This window comes from Streptomyces sp. AC558_RSS880 (assembly GCF_019049255.1).
GTDB lineage: Bacteria > Actinomycetota > Actinomycetes > Streptomycetales > Streptomycetaceae > Streptomyces.
Genome location: NZ_JAGMUJ010000061.1, coordinates 97,038 through 115,783, shown reverse-complemented (window position 1 = coordinate 115,783; position 18,746 = coordinate 97,038). Strand labels below are relative to the sequence as shown.

Genomic DNA, 18,746 nt, shown 5'->3' with positions numbered 1-18,746 from the left:
GCGTGAGCGAAGCGGATCCAGTGCCTGGCCGAGGGGAAGCCGAGCAGAACCTGGGCGACCGCGAGGCACAACAGTTCGGCGTCCGTCAGTTTGGGGGGGTCGCCCGATCCGGCGACGGGGAGCCACATGGTCGTCGATGAACACGTACAGTGCCGCCAGAAGGGCGTCCAGGCTGGTAGTCACACACGAGCCAACGGGCGCCCTTCGCCATAGTCGCGGCCAGCACAAACATCGGACTCACTCATCTAGCGGCGGAAGCCCTCGGCAGAGCCGGCGCGCCCGGTGAGGCCGGTCCGCGATGCCCGTCCGGGTACGTTCCCGTCCTTGGCGGCGGCCCGCGCGATGTTACGGGCCATGCCGCCGAAGACGACGGCGTGGAACGGCGAGACCCCCCACCAGTAGGCGTGCCCCAGGAGACCGCGCGGATGGAACAGGGCACGCTGGCGGTAGCGCGTACGACCGCCGGGGTCCGTTTCGGCGTACATCTCCAGCCAGGCGAGTCCGGGCAGCCGCATCTCGGCACGCAGCCGCAGCAGGTGCCCCGGCTCGATCTCCTCCACCCGCCAGAAGTCCAGGGAGTCACCGACCCGCAGGCGCTCGGCGTCACGCCGCCCGCGGCGCAGGCCGACGCCGCCGACGAACCGGTCCAGCCAGCCCCGGGCCGCCCAGGCGAGGGGGAAGGAGTACCAGCCGTTGTCGCCGCCGATGCCCTCGATGACCTTCCACAGTGACGCGCGGGACGCGTCGACCGGAAGCTGCCGTTCGTCCCGGTAGAGGCTGCCGCCGGCCCAGCCGGGGTCGGTGGGCAGCGGATCGCTGGGGGCGCCGGGCACGGCGGCGGACGACCAGCGGGTGGCCACCTGGGCGTCCCGGACCTTGCGCAGCGCGAGGGCCAGCGCCTCGTCGAAGGGCAACGGCAGGCCGGGAGGGTCGGGCACGTACCGGGCGATGTCGTGCTCGTGGCAGACGACCTCGTGGCGCAGGGACTCGGTCAGCGGCCGGGCGATGGAGGCGGGCACCGGGGTGACGAGACCCACCCAGTGGCTCGACAGCCCCGGCGTGAGGACCGGCACCGGCAGGACGATCCGCCGCCGCAGCCCGGCGACGACGGCGTAACGGCTCATCATCTCCCGGTAGGTCAGGACGTCCGGCCCGCCGATGTCGAAGGCCCGGTCGACGTCGGGCGGCATGGTGGCCGAGCCGACGAGGTAGCGCAGTACGTCGCGGACCCCGATCGGCTGGGTCCGCGTGTGCACCCAGCTGGGGGTCACCATCACGGGCAGGCGCTCGGTGAGATAGCGCAGCATCTCGAACGAGGCCGACCCCGACCCGATGACGACCGCCGCCCGCAGCACCGTCGCCGGCACCGGGGCGTCGAGGAAGATGCGCCCGACCTCGGCCCTGGAACGCAGGTGAGGGGAGAGCGACCCCTCGGGCACGCCCTTCGGGGTGAGTCCGCCGAGGTAGACGATCCGTCGCACACCGGCGGCGTGCGCCTGCTCGGCGAAGACGCGGGCGGCGCGGCGGTCCGTGTCCTCGAAACCGGAGCCGGTTCCGAGGGCGTGCACCAGGTAGTAGGCGACGTCGACCCCGCGCATCGCCCCGGCGACGGAGGCGGCCTCCGTGACATCGCCCCGGACGATCTCGACATCCCCGGCCCAGGGGTGGTCGCGGAGCTTGCCGGGGGAGCGGGCCAGGCACCGGACCCGGTGACCGGCCTCCAGCAACTCCGGCACCAACCGCCCACCGATGTAACCGGAGGCCCCGGTGACCAGGCAGCACAGCCGCTCGCCCGCTCGCTGTCCGTCCTCGTCCACCACGAGTGCTCCTCTCCCGCGCACGTGCGCGGTCCGACCCTCTGCTGTGTCCGATCATGAGCGCGGCAGCGCGACCGTGCCTGTCGTACCACCCCGGCCGGCGACCGCGACGAGGAGACGGAAGCCGCCTGGCCACGACGGACGGGTGGTCCCCCACGGCGGCCGTCCACATCAGGCACTTCACCCACCACCGGACCCACGGATGCACACCACCCCCGAGGAGGAGCAGACCACAGGGGGAACAGGTCAGCAGAAGCAGACCAGGAAGAGCAGATCAATGACTGCGCGGCGCATACATGATCACGGCCATGCCCGCCAGACAGACCAGGGCGCCGATGACGTCGAAGCGGTCCGGCCGGTACCCGTCGGCGACCATGCCCCAGGCGATCGAGCCCGCGACGAAGATCCCGCCGTACGCGGCGAGGATGCGCCCGAAGTCGTCGTCGGACTGGAAGGTGGCCACCACCCCGTACAGACCGAGGGCGATGACGCCGGCGCCGATCCAGATCCACCCCTTGTGCTCACGGATGCCCTGCCAGACCAGCCAGGCGCCGCCGATCTCGAACAGGGCGGCGACGGCGAACAGGGCGACGGAACGGGCGACAACCATGCCGGCGACCCTACCGTCGGCCCACCCGACCTTGAGGTGCCGCCGTACCCGTCGCTTCGCCCGCGGCGCACGTCCGTGGTCCGATGGAACCGGGGGCGGAAAGGAGAGCGATCATGCCCGCAACGAAGCGAACGAGTGCCGCCGCCCCGGTGTCGGTCCGCCCGCTGGCCGAGCCGGACCTGGACCGGGTCGACGAGATCTTCAGGGTCGCCTTCGGGACCTTCCTCGGGATCCCCGAGCCGCGGACGTTCTTCGGGACCGCCGACTACGTCCGCACCCGCTGGGCGACGGATCCGCACGCGGCCTTCGCCGCGACCCTCGAGGGCGAGGTCGTCGGATCGAACTTCGCCACCGACTGGGGCAGCGTCGGATACTTCGGCCCGCTGACCGTACGCCCGGACCTGTGGGACCGGGGCATCGGCAGGCGCCTCATGGAACCGGTCATGGCCTGCTTCGACACCTGGGAGAACCGCCACCTCGGCCTGTTCACCTTCTCGCACAGCCCCAAGCACCTCGAGCTCTACCGCCGGTACGGCTTCTGGCCCCGCTTCCTCACCGCCATCATGAAGAAACAGGTCACCGTCAGTGCCGCGGTCCCCGGCCGAGTGCTGTACGGCGAGCTGACCGCCGCCGAGCGGCCCGAGGCACTGAGCCTCAGCCGCGCCCTGACGGGGGCCGTGTACGAGGGCCTGAGCCTGGAGCGCGAGATCACGGCCACACAGGCGCAGGGGCTCGGTGACACCATCCTCCTCGAGGGCGCCGACTCCGACTCCGACCTCGACGGTCTGGCGGTCTGCCACTGCGGAGCGGGGTCGGAGGCCGGTGAGGACGTGTGCTTCGTCAAATTCGGCGCCGTACGCCCCGGCCCGGACGCCGCGGACCGGTTCGAACGACTGCTGGACGCGTGCGAGCAACTGGCCACCGAGAAGGGACTGGGCCAACTGGACGCCGGAACGAACCTGGCCCGCCAGGACGCCTACCGGCGCATGGCCGACCGCGGTTTCCGCACCTGGCTGCAAGGAGTGACCATGCACAAGCCCAACGAACCCGGCTACAGCCACCCGGACGCCTACGTGATCGACGACTGGCGCTGAGCCCACCGCGATTCCCGGCGGGGCGGTTCACGCGCCGCATGGATTGACATACCGTCCGACTAATCTTCTGAGTCGCCCGTACAGCGTGGCCGCGCACATAAGAGGCCTGGGCAGGCCCCACTACGGCCCCGACGAACTGCAGAACCTCCTGTGCCTGTGCGCCAACTGCCATGTTCTTTTCGACGGCTTGGAGATCTACGTCGACTCCGACGGCCTGGTCAGGGGAACGAGAGACGGCAGAGAACCCCGCCCGCTCCGCCGCGACCCCAGACATCCGATGGACGAGGCGCACATCGGCTATCACCGCGATCTGTGCAACCTCAATGCTCGTAAGCCCGCCGTCGGCTGACTCGGCCCAGGGCCGGGATCGAGCACCCGACCGAGGTCGCCGAACGCGCGGGAACCGTGTCACTCGGTGACGGTGCGCCGCGGGCCCTACAGCAGGTGGTCGGCCTTACCGGCTTTGATGTCGGTGATGAGGGTGCGCAGGGCTTCGAGGGAGTCGGTGAGAGGGCTCTCCTCCTGACCGGCGACAGCTATGTACCCGTTGCCGTCGGCATCGGTACCGAGACGGAAGCAGGAGCTGCCCTCGGCGCAGAACGGGGCTTCCCAGGTGATGTCGGGCATTGATACTCCTCATAGTTGGCGTGAGATGTTGCGGACGAAGTCTCTGGACTGCTCTGGCGACAGAGCCAGACTTTCCAACAGATCGAGCTGCGCCCGGTATTTCGCCAACTGACCTTCGGCGTGGAGGAAGGTGGGCCCGTGGGAACTGTCCATCTGCACCGTATCGAGTTGCGGAACGGGCCCTTCGATGTGAACGACCGTCTGCCCGGCACCAGGGAAGGCACCGTGGGCGAAGGGCAGAACGAGCACGGTGACGTTGTCCCGCTCGGACACCTTCAGCAAGTACTCCAATTGGGCACGGGCCACGTCGGCACCGCCGAACTGCATCCGGAGTGCGGCCTCGTGGATGACCGCGACGTACGGGACCGCCCTGTCGCCGGTGATCACCTGTTGGCGTTCGGCACGCAGCGCAAGTCGCAAAGCAACCTCGTGCTCGGGCAAGGCGGGAACCGCAGCCCGGAAGATGGCCATCGCCTGTTCCGAGGTCTGGAGCACGCCGGGCACATGCACGGTGTTGGCGCCTCGCATGCGCACGGCGTGGCTTTCCGTCTCCGCGATGTCCAGCAAGCCTTGGGGCAGGATGCCTCGGTAGCGCTCCCACCAACCCGTACTCGCCTGAGCCATCTCGACGAGCGCCTCGATGTACCTCTCATCGGTCACGTCACAGTTGCAGGCCAATGTGCGCAGGCGGTCGGCGCTGATACCCCGGACTCCGGACTCGATGTTGGAGATCTTGCCTCGGTCCACGCCCAGCAGACCTGCGGCGAACTCTGCGGACATCCCTGCCGCAGTTCGGATCCGACGTAGCTCACTTCCCAGTCGCTTCTGCCGTTCTGTGGGTGTCGTCCTCGGAGGCATCGGGGTTCCTTCCATCCGGCAGAGGTCGCTCAGCGGCACTCGAGGCCGCCGTACCTCTCCGTGGTGAATTCTCTTGAGCGCGTGGGAAATTTACCACCAGCTGCTCTACTGTCGGTATCGCGCAAACTACACACCGCAATGCCGGAAGCGCACCGCGCGAGCATGCCCGCCTGCCCTGGGCCGGGTGTGCCCGCGACCAGGGCGGCAGGCCGCCGGCGACCTCAAACCCCTCGCACCGCACTGGAGTTCGCCATGCCCGAGATCCCCCTGGTACCCGTCCACTGGCACTTCCCCGCCCACCCCGCCTCCGTACGGAGGGCCCGCCACGTCGTCACGGAATCGCTGCCGCACGTACTCCGCCCGCACCTGGGCGACGACCTGAGCCTGCTGACCTCCGAGCTGGTCGCCAACGCCATCCGCCATGGGGCCTGCCGAGAGGATGAGGACCTGATCGAACTCGTGCTGTGGCCCGCCGACGGCCACTACTGGCTCGCCGTCTCCGCCCCCGGCACCGGCAAGCCCGCACTGGCCCACCCGGACGCGGACTCCGAGAACGGCCGGGGCCTGCTCCTCGTCGACCGCCTCGCCGCCGCCTGGACCGTCCGTCCCCGCCCCACGCGCGGAACATCCGTGGTCGCGGGCCTCTCTTTCCGCCAAGGCGGTTGACCCGGCGGAGCGGTCGCCCGGGCCGGTCGGACAGCACGCCCCTGTCCGTGCTGCCCGACCGGACACCGCCTCGGCCCTACCTTCCGGGTGCTGCGGAACTGGGGGCGGAGACCTCGACACGAGACGGCGGAACTGAGAGCAGCCGTGCGGCAAGCCCTCTTCACTGACCGGCCGGCCAGCCGTCTCACCTGCGGCAACGCTTCAAGATCCCATCCACATACCCCGACATGCAACCGATCCGAGCAGCACACACCTGTACATACGCGAAGACTCCGCACGAAGCCATGCAGGACGGTCACGCACCTTCACCCACCGGATGCTGAAAACTTTTCCAAAGCCTATTGACTCGGCTCATAACCTGCTTAACCTGATTAATAAGCCATAACACCGAAAGAGTCGCAAAGTCGATCAGGACGTCTAGTCGGCGGAGTGACTTGGACAGGATGTGGTCTAGGCCCCCGGCAAGCCGGCGCGATACCGGAGTGACAGTGACGACTGAAGCTCCAGGACACGTGCAGCACTACCGGGGACTGTTTTTTGCCCTCACAGCCTTCGCACGGTTGAGTCGCGGTGTGAAGGCTGCGCCATGATCACGAAGCCGTCCGTCTGGTTCCCCTCCTATGGGCGGCTCGTGCCGTAGGCGGGCAGAGATCGAGGTCGGTGGCGGCACACTGCAGGCGTCCTGGGCTGCCGGGTGTGATCACCACGTCACCATGCGTGCGCCCTTTTCGGGGTGTCCCGAGTGTCAGGCCATCGGCTGTCCAGAGACTTTCCTGTTTCCTGGGGCTCACCTGTGGCGATGCCTCAAGATCCCGTCCACGCCTTGTCCACGGACCCCAGCCCCGGCGGCTGCTGAGACGGTGCGGCGTAAGCGGGCCGTCCTCTTCAGTGCCCTGGCGTACGCGGTCGAGCTCCTTGGGGCTGTGCCGTACGACCTGCGGCACGCCGCGCTCTCCTCGTGGCTCAACGTCGGCGTGGACCCCGCCGAGGTTGCGAAGCGCGCGGGCAACAGCGTCGAGGTGCTGCTGAGCCGGTATGCGAAGTGCCTCGACGGTCGCCAGGACGTCACCAACCGCAGGATCGCCGAACTCCTCGGCGACGACGACGGCCAGGAGGACGGGCACCCGGACGAGACCTGATCTCGATCTATCTGCGCTGCACCCACAGGCATGATGGCCCCCGGCCCCGGACCCCGGTCCGGGGGTCTTCGGTTTCGCAGACGGCAGCTGTGGATGAGTTGCTCGCGCCCTCACCTGTGGGTGCGGCGCCTGTAGTAGTGCACGGTTACCGCGCCGAGCAGCGGCCCCCAGGCCGCCATGGGCAGATAGCAGGCGGTCAGGAGCCAGTTGCCCCACGGCGTGATGTCCATTTCGGCGTGCAGGGTCGTCCAGACGAGAAGCACGCCGTAGACGCTGCAGGCGACTGCGCCGAATGCGGCCGGCGCAACCGCGGCGAGGACCGGGACCGGACGGCCTCCGAGGTACGGCAGCCAACGCGGCCACACCTCACCCCACGGACGTACCAGCCCGAGTGTCAGCCAGGCCAAGCCCTCCTGGGCCAGCGACAGCAGGGGCAGCACCAGCAGGCCCCAGCCGGGTATGAGCATCGCGTCGTACTCGGACTGTCCCAGACCGAGCGGTATGCCCAGCACTGCGGCGAGACGCCACAACGCCGACGGCAGAGATGCCCAAACAACCGCTGCGGCCGCGCGTCTCGCCCAGCCCGGGACACCGGGGACCGTCCGGCCCAGAGTGCGGCCGGGTAAGTGACCCTTGTCCGCAGGGCCGTTGGCGGAGAGGGAAGCAACGGTGGGCATGCGGCACGCTCCTCGATCAGCGATGTAGTGCGGTGCCCTTGATGCTTCCGCGGTCCCCTACCGCTTTCGTCCGGCCAGGGGATGCACTGCCTCCGTCGCAGGACGTAACCGCAGCGTCGCCGTATCAGCCTCGGGGCGTATACGTGGGCGCCGTCGCCCACTGCTGCGCGGACCCGCGTTGCCTGCTCCGAGGGGCACAGGCCCGCACATACGCGAAGACCCCGCACCCAGCGTTTCCGCTGGTGACGGGGTCTTTGGGCACCTCATGCTGGGTGCCCCCGGCAGGATTCGAACCTGCGCACACGGCTCCGGAGGCCGTTGCTCTATCCCCTGAGCTACGGGGGCGTGTCACTCGCGCGGTGATCGCGGCGACGAGTAGAACACTACCAGTTCCCCGGGGGTGGTCATGAACCCGATTACGAGGTCGGCCGGGGTCGGTCCGGAGTGCGGGGTGTCGCCCGTGTGGGGTGGAAGTGGGGAAACGCCGGACGCGGTGGCCGGTGGAGACCTACTCTCGAGTTGTGCCAGGCGCGTCGGGCCGGGTTCTTGTTGTGGACGACAACAAGGTCATCCGGCAGCTGATCAGGGTCAACCTCGAGCTGGAGGGCATCGAGGTCGTGACCGCGGCCGATGGTGCCGAGTGTCTGGAAGTCGTCCATCAGGTGCGGCCCGACCTCGTCACCCTCGATGTCGTCATGCCGCGGCTCGACGGGCTTCGGACGGCCGCCCGGCTGCGTACCGATCCCCGTACCAGTCATCTCCCGCTCGTCATCGTCAGTGCCTGCACCCAGTACGAGATCGAGAGCGGGCTCGATGTGGGAGTGGACGCCTTCCTTGCGAAGCCCTTCGACCCCGGGGAGCTCGTCCGGGTCGTTCAGCGGCTGATCCTGGGGCCACTCGGGCGCGTCCACGAGGCAGGGGACGCCGAGCCCGCCGCCGGGCACGCGGGAGGGTGAACCGGGGTCGTCCACATCTCGGGACCGCGGCCGAATGCATTCGTCCACCCACCCCCCTCCTCCCCTACGCTTGTCCCGTGACCCCCGTCGAGCTCTCCCGCACCGTGCTGCACGCGGTGCGCCGTGCCGTCGACGAGGGGGAGCTGAGGGTGGCGACCCTGCCCGAGCGGGTTCGCGTCGCGCCTCCCGGGCCCGGGGGGTGCGGGGACTACGCGACCAACGTCGCCCTTCAGCTCGCGCGGCCGGCCGGGCAGCCGGCCCAGCGTGTCGCCGAGATCCTCCGGCCCCGTCTTCTGCGGACCCCTGGTATCAGCGAGGTCGTCGTCACCGGGCCCGGGTTCCTCAACATCAGCCTCGCCCGCGCCGGGACCGTCGGGCTCGTTCGCGAGATCCTGCGGTGCGGTTCCCGGTACGGGCACGGTGAGGCCCTGAGCGGCCACACCGTCCGGCTGCGGCCGGCCCGTGAGGTGCGTGCCGTTGTCCAGGCCGAGGCCCTCGCCCGTGTTCTCCGGTCGCAGGGTGCCGTGGTGCACATCGACGACCACGACGGCATCGTCGTCCGGCCCGTCCCCGCGCCCGTCGATCCCTTCGTCCTCGGCCTCGACGCCGCCCGCTGGGCCCTGCTGTACCCGGCCCCGCACGACCGGCCCCGGATCGACGGTGAGCATCTGGTGCAGCGGGAGAACAATCCGCTCTTCCGCGTCCGGTACGCCCACGCGCGCACCCGGGCCCTCCTCCGCAACGCCGCCGACCTCGGGTTCGGGCCCGAGCCCGGTCCCGTGGCGGAGGTCCCGTCGTTGTTCCAGGTCCTCGCCGACCACCCCCGTGTCCTCGCGGCCGCCGCCACCCACCGTGCGCCCGACCGGCTCGCCCGGCATCTGGTCACCGTCGCCGATGCCCTGCCGCCCCTGCTTCCCGCCGTGCTGCCCCTCGGCGACGAGAAACCCTCGGCCGCCCACCGTGCCCGGCTCGCCCTCGCCGAAGCCGCCGGGACGGTGCTGGCCGGCGGCCTGTCCCTGCTCGGCATCGACGCACCCGACCACCTCTAGGAAGCCCAAGACCAGTCATGAGCCGTTCCGCACACCCCGCCGGGCCCCGTCACGCCGACGTCCTCCCCGAGGGGCACTACTCCGCACCCCCCACCGACCTCAACGCCCTCGACTCCAAGGTGTGGGCCGAGACCGTCACGCGTGACGAGGACGGTGTGCTCACCGTCGGCGGGATCGACGTCAAGCGGCTCGCCGAGGAGTTCGGCACCCCCGCCTACTTCCTCGACGAGCAGGACTTCCGGGCCCGGGCGCGGGCCTGGCGCACCGCCTTCGGCGGCGACGCCGACGTGTTCTACGCCGGCAAGGCGTTCCTCTCCCGGGCCGTCGTGCGGTGGCTGCACGAGGAGGGGCTGAATCTCGATGTGTGCTCGGGCGGGGAGCTGGCCACCGCGCTCTCCGCGGGAATGCCCGCCGAGCGGATCGCCTTCCACGGCAACAACAAGTCCGTGGCGGAGATCCGGCGGGCCGTCGAGGCCGGGGTCGGGCGGATCGTGCTCGACTCGTTCCAGGAGATCGTCCGGGTCGCGCACATCGCGCAGGAGCTCGGCAGGCGGCAGCGGGTGCAGATCCGTATCACCGTCGGTGTCGAGGCGCACACGCACGAGTTCATCGCCACCGCGCACGAGGACCAGAAGTTCGGCATCCCGCTGGCCGGCGGGCAGGCGGCGGAAGCCGTGCGGCGGGCCCTGAAGCTCGACGGGATCGAGCTCATCGGGATCCACTCTCACATCGGGTCGCAGATCTTCGACATGTCCGGGTTCGAGGTCGCCGCGCACCGGGTGGTCGGGCTGCTCAAGGACATCCGTGACGAGCACGGGGTGGAGCTGCCGGAGATCGACCTCGGGGGCGGGCTCGGCATCGCGTACACCAGTGACGACGATCCCCGTGAGCCGCACGAGATCGCCAAGGCGCTGACCGAGATCGTCACCCGGGAGTGCGAGGCCGCCCGGCTCGCCACGCCGCGCATCTCCGTGGAGCCGGGGCGCGCCGTCGTCGGGCCCACCGCCTTCACGCTCTACGAGGTCGGCACCGTCAAGCCGCTCGACGGGCTGCGGACGTACGTCTCCGTGGACGGCGGGATGTCGGACAACATCCGGACCGCGCTGTACGACGCCGAGTACAGCGTCGTCCTGGCCTCCCGGGTGTCCGACGCCGAGCCGATGCTGTGCCGGGTCGTCGGCAAGCACTGCGAGAGCGGGGACATCGTGGTGAAGGACGCCTTCCTGCCGGGGGACCTGGCGCCGGGCGACCTCATCGCCGTGCCGGCGACGGGGGCGTACTGCCGGTCCATGGCCAGCAACTACAACCACGTGCTGCGCCCGCCCGTCGTCGCCGTCAGGGACGGCGAGGCGCGGGTGATCGTGCGGCGGGAGACGGAGGAGGATCTCCTCCGGCTCGACGTCGGATGAGTGACGACAAAGACCGTGATCGAACGGCGGAAGATCTTCTGTCTTTTCGGTCATGAAAATGAAATAGATGTCTCACGATCCGGACCAAGGGAAGAAAGTCCCGTCCGGTGAGTGAGACTGGTGCAACCGAGACGGTAATCAGGAATCGAGGTCGGATGATGCGTACGCGTCCGCTGAAGGTGGCGCTGCTGGGCTGTGGAGTGGTCGGCTCAGAGGTGGCGCGCATCATGACGACGCACGCCGACGACCTCGCCGCCCGCATCGGGGCCCCGGTGGAGCTCGCCGGGGTCGCCGTGCGGCGGCCCGACAGGGTGCGCGAGGGCATCGACCCGGCCCTGGTCACCACCGACGCCACCGCGCTCGTCAAACGCGGCGACATCGACATCGTCGTGGAGGTCATCGGCGGGATCGAGCCCGCCCGCACGCTGATCACCACCGCCTTCGAGCACGGTGCGTCCGTCGTCTCCGCGAACAAGGCGCTGCTCGCCCAGGACGGCGCCGCGCTGCACGCCGCCGCCGGGGAGCACGGCAAGGACCTCTACTACGAGGCCGCCGTCGCCGGCGCCATCCCGCTGATCCGGCCGCTGCGCGAGTCGCTCGCCGGTGACAAGGTCAACCGGGTGCTCGGCATCGTCAACGGCACGACCAACTTCATCCTCGACAAGATGGACACCACCGGCGCGGGATATCAGGAGGCCCTCGACGAGGCCACCGCGCTCGGGTACGCCGAGGCCGACCCCACCGCCGACGTCGAGGGGTTCGACGCCGCCGCCAAGGCCGCCATCCTCGCCGGGATCGCCTTCCACACGCGGGTGCGCCTCGACGACGTGCACCGCGAGGGCATGACCGAGGTCACCGCCGCCGACTTCGCCTCCGCGAAGGAGATGGGCTGCACCATCAAGCTGCTCGCCATCTGCGAGCGGGCCGAGGACGGCGCGTCGGTCACCGCGCGGGTGCATCCGGCGATGATCCCGCTCAGCCACCCGCTCGCCTCCGTGCGCGGCGCCTACAACGCCGTGTTCGTCGAGTCGGACGCCTCCGGGCAGCTGATGTTCTACGGGCCCGGCGCGGGCGGTGCGCCGACCGCCTCCGCCGTGCTCGGGGACCTGGTCGCCGTGGGGCGCAACCGGATCGGCGGGACGACGGGGCCCGGCGAGTCCGCGTACGCCGCGCTGCCCGTCTCCTCGATGGGCGAGGTCGTCACGCGCTACCACATCAGCCTCGACGTGGCCGACAAACCGGGTGTTCTCGCCCAGGTCGCGACCGTGTTCGCCGAGCACGGTGTCTCGATCGATACGGTTCGCCAGCAGGGCAAGGACGGTGAGGCCTCCCTCGTCGTCGTCACGCACCGTGCGTCCGACGCGGCCCTCGCCGGAACCGTCGAGGCGTTGCGCAAGCTCGACACCGTGCGCGGTGTCGCCAGCATCATGCGGGTTGAAGGAGAGTAACCAGCAATGACCCACCAGTGGCGCGGAATCATCGAGGAGTACCGGGACCGGCTGCCGGTATCCGACACCACGCCGGTCGTGACGCTCCGCGAGGGCGGCACGCCGCTCGTGCCCGCGCAGGTGCTCTCCGAGCGCACGGGCTGCGAGGTGCACCTCAAGGTCGAGGGCGTGAACCCGACCGGGTCCTTCAAGGACCGGGGCATGACCATGGCCATCTCCAAGGCCAAGGAGGAGGGGGCCAAGGCCGTCATCTGCGCCTCCACCGGCAACACCTCCGCCTCCGCCGCCGCGTACGGGGTGCGGGCCGGGATGGTGTCCGCCGTCCTCGTGCCGCAGGGCAAGATCGCGCTCGGCAAGATGGGCCAGGCGCTGGTCCACGGGGCGAAGATCCTCCAGGTCGACGGCAACTTCGACGACTGCCTCACGCTGGCCCGCGCGCTGAGCGACAACTACCCGGTGGCGCTGGTCAATTCGGTCAACCCGGTGCGTATAGAAGGGCAGAAGACGGCTGCCTTCGAGATCGTGGACATGCTGGGTGACGCGCCCGACATCCACGTCCTGCCGGTGGGCAACGCGGGCAACATCACCGCGTACTGGAAGGGGTACAAGGAGTACGCCGCCGACGGGGTCAGCACGAGGACGCCGCGCATGTGGGGTTTCCAGGCCTCCGGCAGCGCGCCGATCGTGCGCGGCGAGGTCGTCAAGGACCCGTCGACCATCGCCACCGCCATCCGCATCGGCAACCCCGCCTCCTGGGACTTCGCGCTCGCCGCGCGGGACGAGTCGGGCGGTGCCATCGACGAGGTGACGGACCGTGAGATCCTGCGCGCCTACCGGCTGTTGGCCTCGCAGGAGGGCGTCTTCGTCGAGCCCGCGTCCGCCGCGTCGGTCGCCGGTCTGCTGAAGGCCGCCGAGCAGGGCAAGGTCGACCCGGGGCAGAAGATCGTGTGCACCGTCACCGGCAACGGTCTGAAGGACCCGGACTGGGCCGTCGCCGGCGCCCCGCAGCCGGTCACCGTCCCGGTGGACGCCGCGACCGCCGCCGAGCGGCTCGGCCTGGTCTAGCACAGGCGGCCGGACGCGACCGGGCCCGCACAGCGGGCGTAAGAGCGCGTCCACCTGGGGAAGTTCTCCGCAGGGGGTGCACAGGGGGCTTACGACACGCATCGTGCGCCTCCTGTGCGCCCTATGTCGCCACTGAACCTTCCTTCGATAGGCTGTACCGAACCCGCCCGCCGCATATGCCGCGGTATCGCGGCGTCTCCGTGGTCCGGAAAGCGGCCCGGAGCGGCCCGGAAAGCGGCCGGCCACCCCGGTCGGCGGCGATCCCAGGGGGGTTTCGTACGTCCTCACATGTCCCTCGTACGTCCATCGAATGTCATTCGACAGTCACGCAGCTCAAGGAGAGTCTTCGAGCGATGGCCGGTCCCGCGTTCCGCGCCGCCGCCGTCCGGGTGCGCGTCCCCGCCACCAGCGCCAACCTCGGCCCGGGCTTCGACGCCCTCGGCCTCGCGCTGGGGCTCTACGACGACGTGGTCGTCCGGGTGGCCGACTCCGGGCTGCACATCGACATCGCCGGTGAGGGCGGCGAGACCCTCCCGCGCGACGAGAGCCATCTGCTCGTACGCTCCCTGCGCACCGCCTTCGACCTGCTCGGCGGACAGCCGCGCGGCCTGGAGATCGTCTGCGCCAACCGCATTCCGCACGGCCGCGGCCTGGGCTCCTCCTCCGCCGCCATCTGCGCCGGGATCGTCGCCGCCCGCGCCGTGACCATAGGTGCCGAGGCCAGGCTCGACGACACCGCGCTGCTCGAACTCGCCACCGAGATCGAGGGCCACCCCGACAACGTCGCGGCCTGTCTGCTGGGCGGTTTCACCCTGTCCTGGATGGAGGGCGGCGCGGCCCGGGCGATCAGGATGGAGCCCGCTGATTCCATCGTTCCGGTGGTTTTCGTGCCCGGGAAGCCGGTCCTGACCGAGACCGCGCGCGGCCTGCTCCCGCGCACCGTGCCGCACGTCGACGCCGCCGCCAACGCGGGCCGTGCCGCCCTGCTCGTCGAGGCCCTGACCAGGCGCCCCGAGCTGCTGCTGCCCGCCACCGAGGACCGACTGCACCAGGAGTACCGCGCCCCGGCCATGCCCGAGAGCGCCGCCCTGGTGGAGCGGCTGCGGGAGGACGGGATCCCCGCGGTGATCTCCGGCGCCGGACCCACGGTCATGGCGCTGGCCGACGCGGAAACGGCCGACAAGGTCGAAGCACTGGCCGGCAACGACTGGGCCGCCAATCGGCTCAGCCTCGATGCGCAGGGCGCGAGCGTGCTTCCGCTCGCCACCTGACACACGGTTGCCGGATTTCGAGAGGGGGAATGTTTGTTGGATCCGGTAGTGTTAATCTCAAGTCTGCACCCGACCCCACCATGGCGAGGTGCCTCGTGTCCCCGTCCGGGACAGACATTCTTCCGGGAGCCCCCCAAGCCGCACTGTGTTCTCTGCTACGTACGCGGGCAGTACGTCGCACGCGGACACTGAGCGGCCCGCAGGGCAGGCTTCGGAACCGGTGCGACCACGCCACGTGACACTGGATGCCACGGCTCGGGGAAGCGCCATCACCAGATATCTCTTCCGCCGCTCAGGCGGACAACCGCCCCGGCACGGTTCACACAGCAAGGACCGATGCCGGACAGCACAACCGGTCGCCGAGCCAGACAGGCCGACGTCCGCTCCAGGGAAGGACCCTTCGTGAGCGACACCACCGATCTGATGGGCGCACGTGTCGAGGAGACCGCTGCCGCGCCCGCCACGGACGCTTCCGCGCCTGCCACCGGTGCCGGCTCCCGGCGGCGCCGCGGTACCGGCCTCGAGGGCATGGTGCTGGCCGAGCTGCAGCAGGTCGCGTCCGGCCTCGGAATCAGGGGCACCGCGCGCATGCGCAAGAGCCAGCTGATCGAGGTCATCAAGGAGGCGCAGGCCGCCGGAGGCGCCCCCGCCCCGGCCAAGGCCGAGTCCGCCGAGACCAAGCCCAAGCGCCGTGCCACCTCCCGGACCCGTACGGGCGAGGCCGCCGAGAAGAAGGCCGACGCCAAGGCCGAGCAGGCCCCCGCCGAGAAGGCCGCGGCCCAGCAGCAGATCGAGATCCCGGGCCAGCCCTCCCCGAAGGCCTCCGGTCAGCCCGAGCAGGCCGAGGACGCCGCCCCCGCCGAGCGCCGTCGCCGTCGCGCCACCGCCGAGGCGGGTGCCCCGGCCGCCGCCGCGACCGAGACGGTCACCGCCGAGGCGAAGGCCGAGCCCAAGGCCGAGACCCCGGTCCAGCAGGGCGACACCAAGGCCGACCACGACGGCGGCGAGGGCCGCCGCCGCGACCGCCGTGAGCGCGGCCGCGACCGTGACCGCGGTGAGCGTGGTGACCGCGGTGAGCGTGGTGACCGCGGCGAGCGCGGTGACCGTCGCGGCAAGGGCGACGACCAGCAGCAGGGCCAGGGCGGCCAGGGCCGTCAGCAGAGCCAGCAGGGCGGCGGCCGGCAGGACCGTCAGCACGAGGACGACGACTTCGAGGGCGGCCGCCGTGGCCGTCGCGGGCGCTACCGCGACCGCCGTGGCCGTCGCGGCCGCGACGACATGGCCTCCGAGCCGCAGCTCACCGACGACGACGTCCTGATCCCGGTCGCCGGCATCCTCGACATCCTCGACAACTACGCGTTCATCCGGACCTCCGGCTACCTGCCCGGCCCGAACGACGTGTACGTCTCCCTCGCCCAGGTCCGCAAGAACGGCCTGCGCAAGGGCGACCACCTCACCGGTGCCGTGCGCCAGCCCAAGGAGGGCGAGCGCCGCGAGAAGTTCAACGCGCTGGTGCGCCTGGACTCCGTCAACGGCATGGCGCCCGAACACGGCCGCGGCCGCCCGGAGTTCAACAAGCTCACCCCGCTGTACCCGCAGGACCGCCTCCGTCTGGAGACGGACCCGGGCGTCCTCACCACCCGCATCATCGACCTCGTCGCGCCCATCGGTAAGGGCCAGCGCGGTCTGATCGTGGCCCCGCCGAAGACCGGCAAGACCATGATCATGCAGGCGATCGCCAACGCGATCACCCACAACAACCCCGAGTGCCACCTGATGGTCGTCCTGGTCGACGAGCGTCCGGAAGAGGTCACCGACATGCAGCGGTCGGTCAAGGGCGAGGTCATCTCCTCGACCTTCGACCGCCCGGCCGAGGACCACACCACGGTCGCCGAGCTCGCCATCGAGCGCGCCAAGCGCCTGGTGGAGCTGGGTCACGACGTCGTCGTGCTGCTCGACTCGATCACGCGTCTGGGCCGTGCGTACAACCTCGCCGCCCCGGCCTCCGGCCGCATCCTGTCCGGTGGTGTCGACTCGACCGCCCTGTACCCGCCGAAGCGCTTCTTCGGTGCGGCCCGCAACATCGAGGACGGCGGCTCGCTGACCATCCTCGCCACCGCTCTGGTGGACACCGGGTCCCGCATGGACGAGGTGATCTTCGAGGAGTTCAAGGGCACCGGCAACGCGGAGCTCAAGCTCGACCGGAAGCTCGCCGACAAGCGCATCTTCCCCGCGGTGGACGTCGACGCGTCCGGTACCCGTAAGGAAGAGATCCTGCTCGCCAGCGACGAGCTCGCCATCGTCTGGAAGCTGCGCCGGGTGCTGCACGCCCTCGACCAGCAGCAGGCGGTCGAGCTGCTCCTCGACAAGATGAAGCAGACGAAGTCGAACGCCGAGTTCCTGATGCAGATCCAGAAGACGACGCCGACGCCGGGCAACGGCGACTGACGTCGCGCCTTCCACCGAAAGGGCCGCTCCCGCCGGGGAGCGGCCCTTTCGCGTGCGGTGAGAGCTTCGCCACAACGACGTCCGTCGAGCCCGGGAACGAGCCGTCCGTCCCCTTCGGCCGACGCGCAGGTCAGCGGGGCGTTCGCCGGTTCCGTGCGGAACCCCTCACACCCGGTCGCGCACAGGCCCGGCACAGCTCGCCGTGCCACCCTGTCCCGCGTTTCCCCGCTCGCCCCGACGGCGGGACGACGGGTGTCGTACGGCTGCCAAGGCCGGGTCTGACACCGAGTGCGGGGGGTAACCGACCGAGGACGAGCCGAGGAGCACATGTCTGCCGAGAGCACACCGGGCCGCCGGGGCAAGGGGCGCCGGCGCACCACGCGTGACAAGCGACGCACGGGCCTGAAGGCCGCGGCCTGGACCGCCGCCGGCATCGTCGTCCTCGGCGGCACCGGCGCCGGGTACCTGTACTTCGAGCTCAACGGCAACATCGAGAGCGTCGACATCGACCAGGCCCTCGGCACCGACCGGCCGGAGAAGGCCGACAACGGCTCCGAGAACATCCTCGTCCTCGGCTCCGACACCCGCTCCGGCGGCAACGAGAGGCTGGGCGGCGGCACCGACGACGGAACGGCCCGCTCCGACACGGCGATGATCGTGCACGTCCACGAGGGACACAAAAAGGCGAGCGTGGTCTCCCTCCCGCGCGACACCGTCGTCGACCGCCCCGAGTGCACCGACACCGACGGCGGCACCCACCCCGCGGCGAGCGGCGTGATGTTCAACTCCGCCTACGCCACGGGCGGGGCGGCCTGCGCGGTGAAGACCGTCGAGTCGATCACCGACCTGCGCATGGACCACTACCTGGAGGTCGACTTCACCGGCTTCCGGAAGCTGATCGACGAACTCGGCGGCGTCGAGGTCACCACCGGCGAGGACATCGACGACCCCGACAGCCATCTGGAACTCGAGGCCGGCACCCACCGGCTCGACGGCGAACAGGCCCTCGGCCTGGTACGCACCCGGCACGGCGTCGGCGACGGCTCCGACCTCGGCCGCATCCAGCTCCAGCAGGCCTTCGTCAGGGCCCTGGCGCGGCAGATCGGGGAGGTCGGCGTCCTCACCGACCCCAAGAAGCTGTACAGCCTCGCCGACGCCGCCACCCGGGCCGTCACCACCGACTCCGGCCTGGGCTCGCTGAACTCCCTGATGTCCTTCGCCGACGGCTTGAAGGACATCACCCCCGCCGGCATGCACATGATCACCATGCCGGTGATCTACGACCCGGCCGACGCCAACCGGGTCCTGGTGGAGGAAGCCAAGGCCCGGCAGGTCTGGGACGCTCTGAGGAACGACGAGTCGATCCCGAAGTCGGCCACCGAAGGCACGGCCACCGGCGAAGCGAAGGGCGTGGTCAACGCCGGGTAGGGGCGCGGGCCGCACCGATGTGCGGCTCCGCCGCGCGGGCGCGACAAGCCCCCACCGGCCCGCGGGGAACAAACAACGGCAACCCCCGGTTTTGGGAGAGGACCCCAGTCCTGGCAAACTGGTGAGTCGGCCCCGGTTCACGCTCCCGCATCCCGCGGATGCGACCCGGCGCCCTCCCGAACCT

General features: G+C 70.4%; 16 protein-coding genes, 1 tRNA gene and 1 pseudogene. 12 read left to right on the top strand and 6 right to left on the bottom strand.

Annotation, left to right across the window (positions count from 1 at the left end):
• Nucleotides 1–245: 245 nt before the first annotated feature.
• A complete protein-coding gene (locus KUM38_RS21855; protein WP_217131114.1) occupies nt 246–1,817 on the bottom strand; it encodes an SDR family oxidoreductase in 1,572 nt (523 codons plus the stop codon).
• 274 nt (nt 1,818–2,091) lie between these two features.
• Nucleotides 2,092–2,427 (bottom strand): YnfA family protein, encoded by a 336-nt coding sequence (locus KUM38_RS21850; RefSeq protein WP_217131106.1) that lies wholly within the window; start codon nt 2,425–2,427, stop codon nt 2,092–2,094.
• Nucleotides 2,428–2,540: 113 nt separating this feature from the next.
• On the opposite strand from KUM38_RS21850, the gene KUM38_RS21845 reads away from it, so the two are divergent.
• On the top strand, nt 2,541–3,521 hold the full coding sequence (locus tag KUM38_RS21845) for a GNAT family N-acetyltransferase (RefSeq protein WP_217131105.1): 981 nt from the start codon (nt 2,541–2,543) through the stop codon (nt 3,519–3,521).
• Nucleotides 3,522–3,606: 85 nt separating this feature from the next.
• Complete coding sequence (locus tag KUM38_RS21840; protein WP_308409010.1) at nt 3,607–3,870, top strand: HNH endonuclease; 264 nt, start codon at nt 3,607–3,609, stop codon at nt 3,868–3,870.
• Between the two features lie 86 nt (nt 3,871–3,956).
• On the opposite strand, the gene KUM38_RS21835 is transcribed toward KUM38_RS21840, so the two are convergent.
• On the bottom strand, nt 3,957–4,148 hold the full coding sequence (locus KUM38_RS21835) for a hypothetical protein (protein ID WP_030860372.1): 192 nt from the start codon (nt 4,146–4,148) through the stop codon (nt 3,957–3,959).
• 9 nt (nt 4,149–4,157) lie between these two features.
• Nucleotides 4,158–5,006 (bottom strand): helix-turn-helix transcriptional regulator, encoded by an 849-nt coding sequence (locus tag KUM38_RS21830; protein WP_217131104.1) that lies wholly within the window; start codon nt 5,004–5,006, stop codon nt 4,158–4,160.
• A gap of 252 nt (nt 5,007–5,258) precedes the next feature.
• Here KUM38_RS21830 and KUM38_RS21825 point away from each other — a divergent pair, with 252 nt between their 5' ends.
• Together KUM38_RS21825 and KUM38_RS21820 are read left to right on the top strand one after the other, a co-directional pair.
• Nucleotides 5,259–5,672 (top strand): ATP-binding protein, encoded by a 414-nt coding sequence (locus tag KUM38_RS21825; protein ID WP_217131103.1) that lies wholly within the window; start codon nt 5,259–5,261, stop codon nt 5,670–5,672.
• 914 nt (nt 5,673–6,586) lie between these two features.
• Nucleotides 6,587–6,811, top strand: a pseudogene (locus tag KUM38_RS21820) (site-specific integrase); the annotation flags it as partial.
• 110 nt (nt 6,812–6,921) lie between these two features.
• Here the strand turns inward: KUM38_RS21820 and KUM38_RS21815 are convergent.
• Entirely contained in the window at nt 6,922–7,323 is a 402-nt protein-coding gene (locus tag KUM38_RS21815) for a hypothetical protein (RefSeq protein WP_308409009.1), read from the bottom strand.
• A gap of 438 nt (nt 7,324–7,761) precedes the next feature.
• Nucleotides 7,762–7,833: transfer RNA gene (locus tag KUM38_RS21810), tRNA-Arg, on the bottom strand.
• 155 nt (nt 7,834–7,988) lie between these two features.
• Here KUM38_RS21810 and KUM38_RS21805 point away from each other — a divergent pair.
• From KUM38_RS21805 to KUM38_RS21770, 8 genes are all read left to right on the top strand, one after another.
• Nucleotides 7,989–8,444 carry a response regulator gene (locus tag KUM38_RS21805; RefSeq protein WP_374227063.1) on the top strand — a complete coding sequence of 152 codons (456 nt, stop codon included), beginning with the start codon at nt 7,989–7,991 and terminating at the stop codon, nt 8,442–8,444.
• Nucleotides 8,445–8,521: 77 nt separating this feature from the next.
• Nucleotides 8,522–9,493 (top strand): ArgS-related anticodon-binding protein NrtL, encoded by a 972-nt coding sequence (gene nrtL / locus KUM38_RS21800; protein WP_217131101.1) that lies wholly within the window; start codon nt 8,522–8,524, stop codon nt 9,491–9,493.
• Nucleotides 9,494–9,510: 17 nt separating this feature from the next.
• Nucleotides 9,511–10,902 (top strand): diaminopimelate decarboxylase, encoded by a 1,392-nt coding sequence (lysA, locus tag KUM38_RS21795; RefSeq protein WP_217131100.1) that lies wholly within the window; start codon nt 9,511–9,513, stop codon nt 10,900–10,902.
• A 155-nt stretch (nt 10,903–11,057) separates the two neighbouring features.
• Nucleotides 11,058–12,350 (top strand): homoserine dehydrogenase, encoded by a 1,293-nt coding sequence (locus KUM38_RS21790; RefSeq protein ID WP_217131099.1) that lies wholly within the window; start codon nt 11,058–11,060, stop codon nt 12,348–12,350.
• A gap of 6 nt (nt 12,351–12,356) precedes the next feature.
• Nucleotides 12,357–13,415 carry a threonine synthase gene (gene thrC, locus KUM38_RS21785; protein WP_217131098.1) on the top strand — a complete coding sequence of 353 codons (1,059 nt, stop codon included), beginning with the start codon at nt 12,357–12,359 and terminating at the stop codon, nt 13,413–13,415.
• A gap of 353 nt (nt 13,416–13,768) precedes the next feature.
• Complete coding sequence (gene thrB / locus KUM38_RS21780) at nt 13,769–14,686, top strand: homoserine kinase (protein ID WP_217131097.1); 918 nt, start codon at nt 13,769–13,771, stop codon at nt 14,684–14,686.
• Nucleotides 14,687–15,088: 402 nt separating this feature from the next.
• The gene (rho, locus tag KUM38_RS21775) at nt 15,089–17,134 is read left to right on the top strand and encodes a transcription termination factor Rho (protein ID WP_217131096.1); all 2,046 of its coding nucleotides are present in this window, start codon (nt 15,089–15,091) and stop codon (nt 17,132–17,134) included.
• 327 nt (nt 17,135–17,461) lie between these two features.
• Complete coding sequence (locus tag KUM38_RS21770; protein WP_217131095.1) at nt 17,462–18,562, top strand: LCP family protein; 1,101 nt, start codon at nt 17,462–17,464, stop codon at nt 18,560–18,562.
• Nucleotides 18,563–18,746: the final 184 nt, after the last annotated feature.

Excerpts from the sequence above, each read along its gene's own strand:
- KUM38_RS21850 (WP_217131106.1), bottom strand. The coding sequence starts at position 2,427 with ATGGTTGTCGCCCGTTCCGTCGCCCTGTTCGCCGTCGCCGCCCTGTTC.
- KUM38_RS21845 (WP_217131105.1), top strand. The coding sequence starts at position 2,541 with ATGCCCGCAACGAAGCGAACGAGTGCCGCCGCCCCGGTGTCGGTCCGC.
- KUM38_RS21835 (WP_030860372.1), bottom strand. The coding sequence starts at position 4,148 with ATGCCCGACATCACCTGGGAAGCCCCGTTCTGCGCCGAGGGCAGCTCC.
- KUM38_RS21830 (WP_217131104.1), bottom strand. The coding sequence starts at position 5,006 with ATGCCTCCGAGGACGACACCCACAGAACGGCAGAAGCGACTGGGAAGT.
- KUM38_RS21825 (WP_217131103.1), top strand. The coding sequence starts at position 5,259 with ATGCCCGAGATCCCCCTGGTACCCGTCCACTGGCACTTCCCCGCCCAC.
- lysA (WP_217131100.1), top strand. The coding sequence starts at position 9,511 with ATGAGCCGTTCCGCACACCCCGCCGGGCCCCGTCACGCCGACGTCCTC.
- KUM38_RS21790 (WP_217131099.1), top strand. The coding sequence starts at position 11,058 with ATGATGCGTACGCGTCCGCTGAAGGTGGCGCTGCTGGGCTGTGGAGTG.
- thrC (WP_217131098.1), top strand. The coding sequence starts at position 12,357 with ATGACCCACCAGTGGCGCGGAATCATCGAGGAGTACCGGGACCGGCTG.
- thrB (WP_217131097.1), top strand. The coding sequence starts at position 13,769 with ATGGCCGGTCCCGCGTTCCGCGCCGCCGCCGTCCGGGTGCGCGTCCCC.
- KUM38_RS21770 (WP_217131095.1), top strand. The coding sequence starts at position 17,462 with ATGTCTGCCGAGAGCACACCGGGCCGCCGGGGCAAGGGGCGCCGGCGC.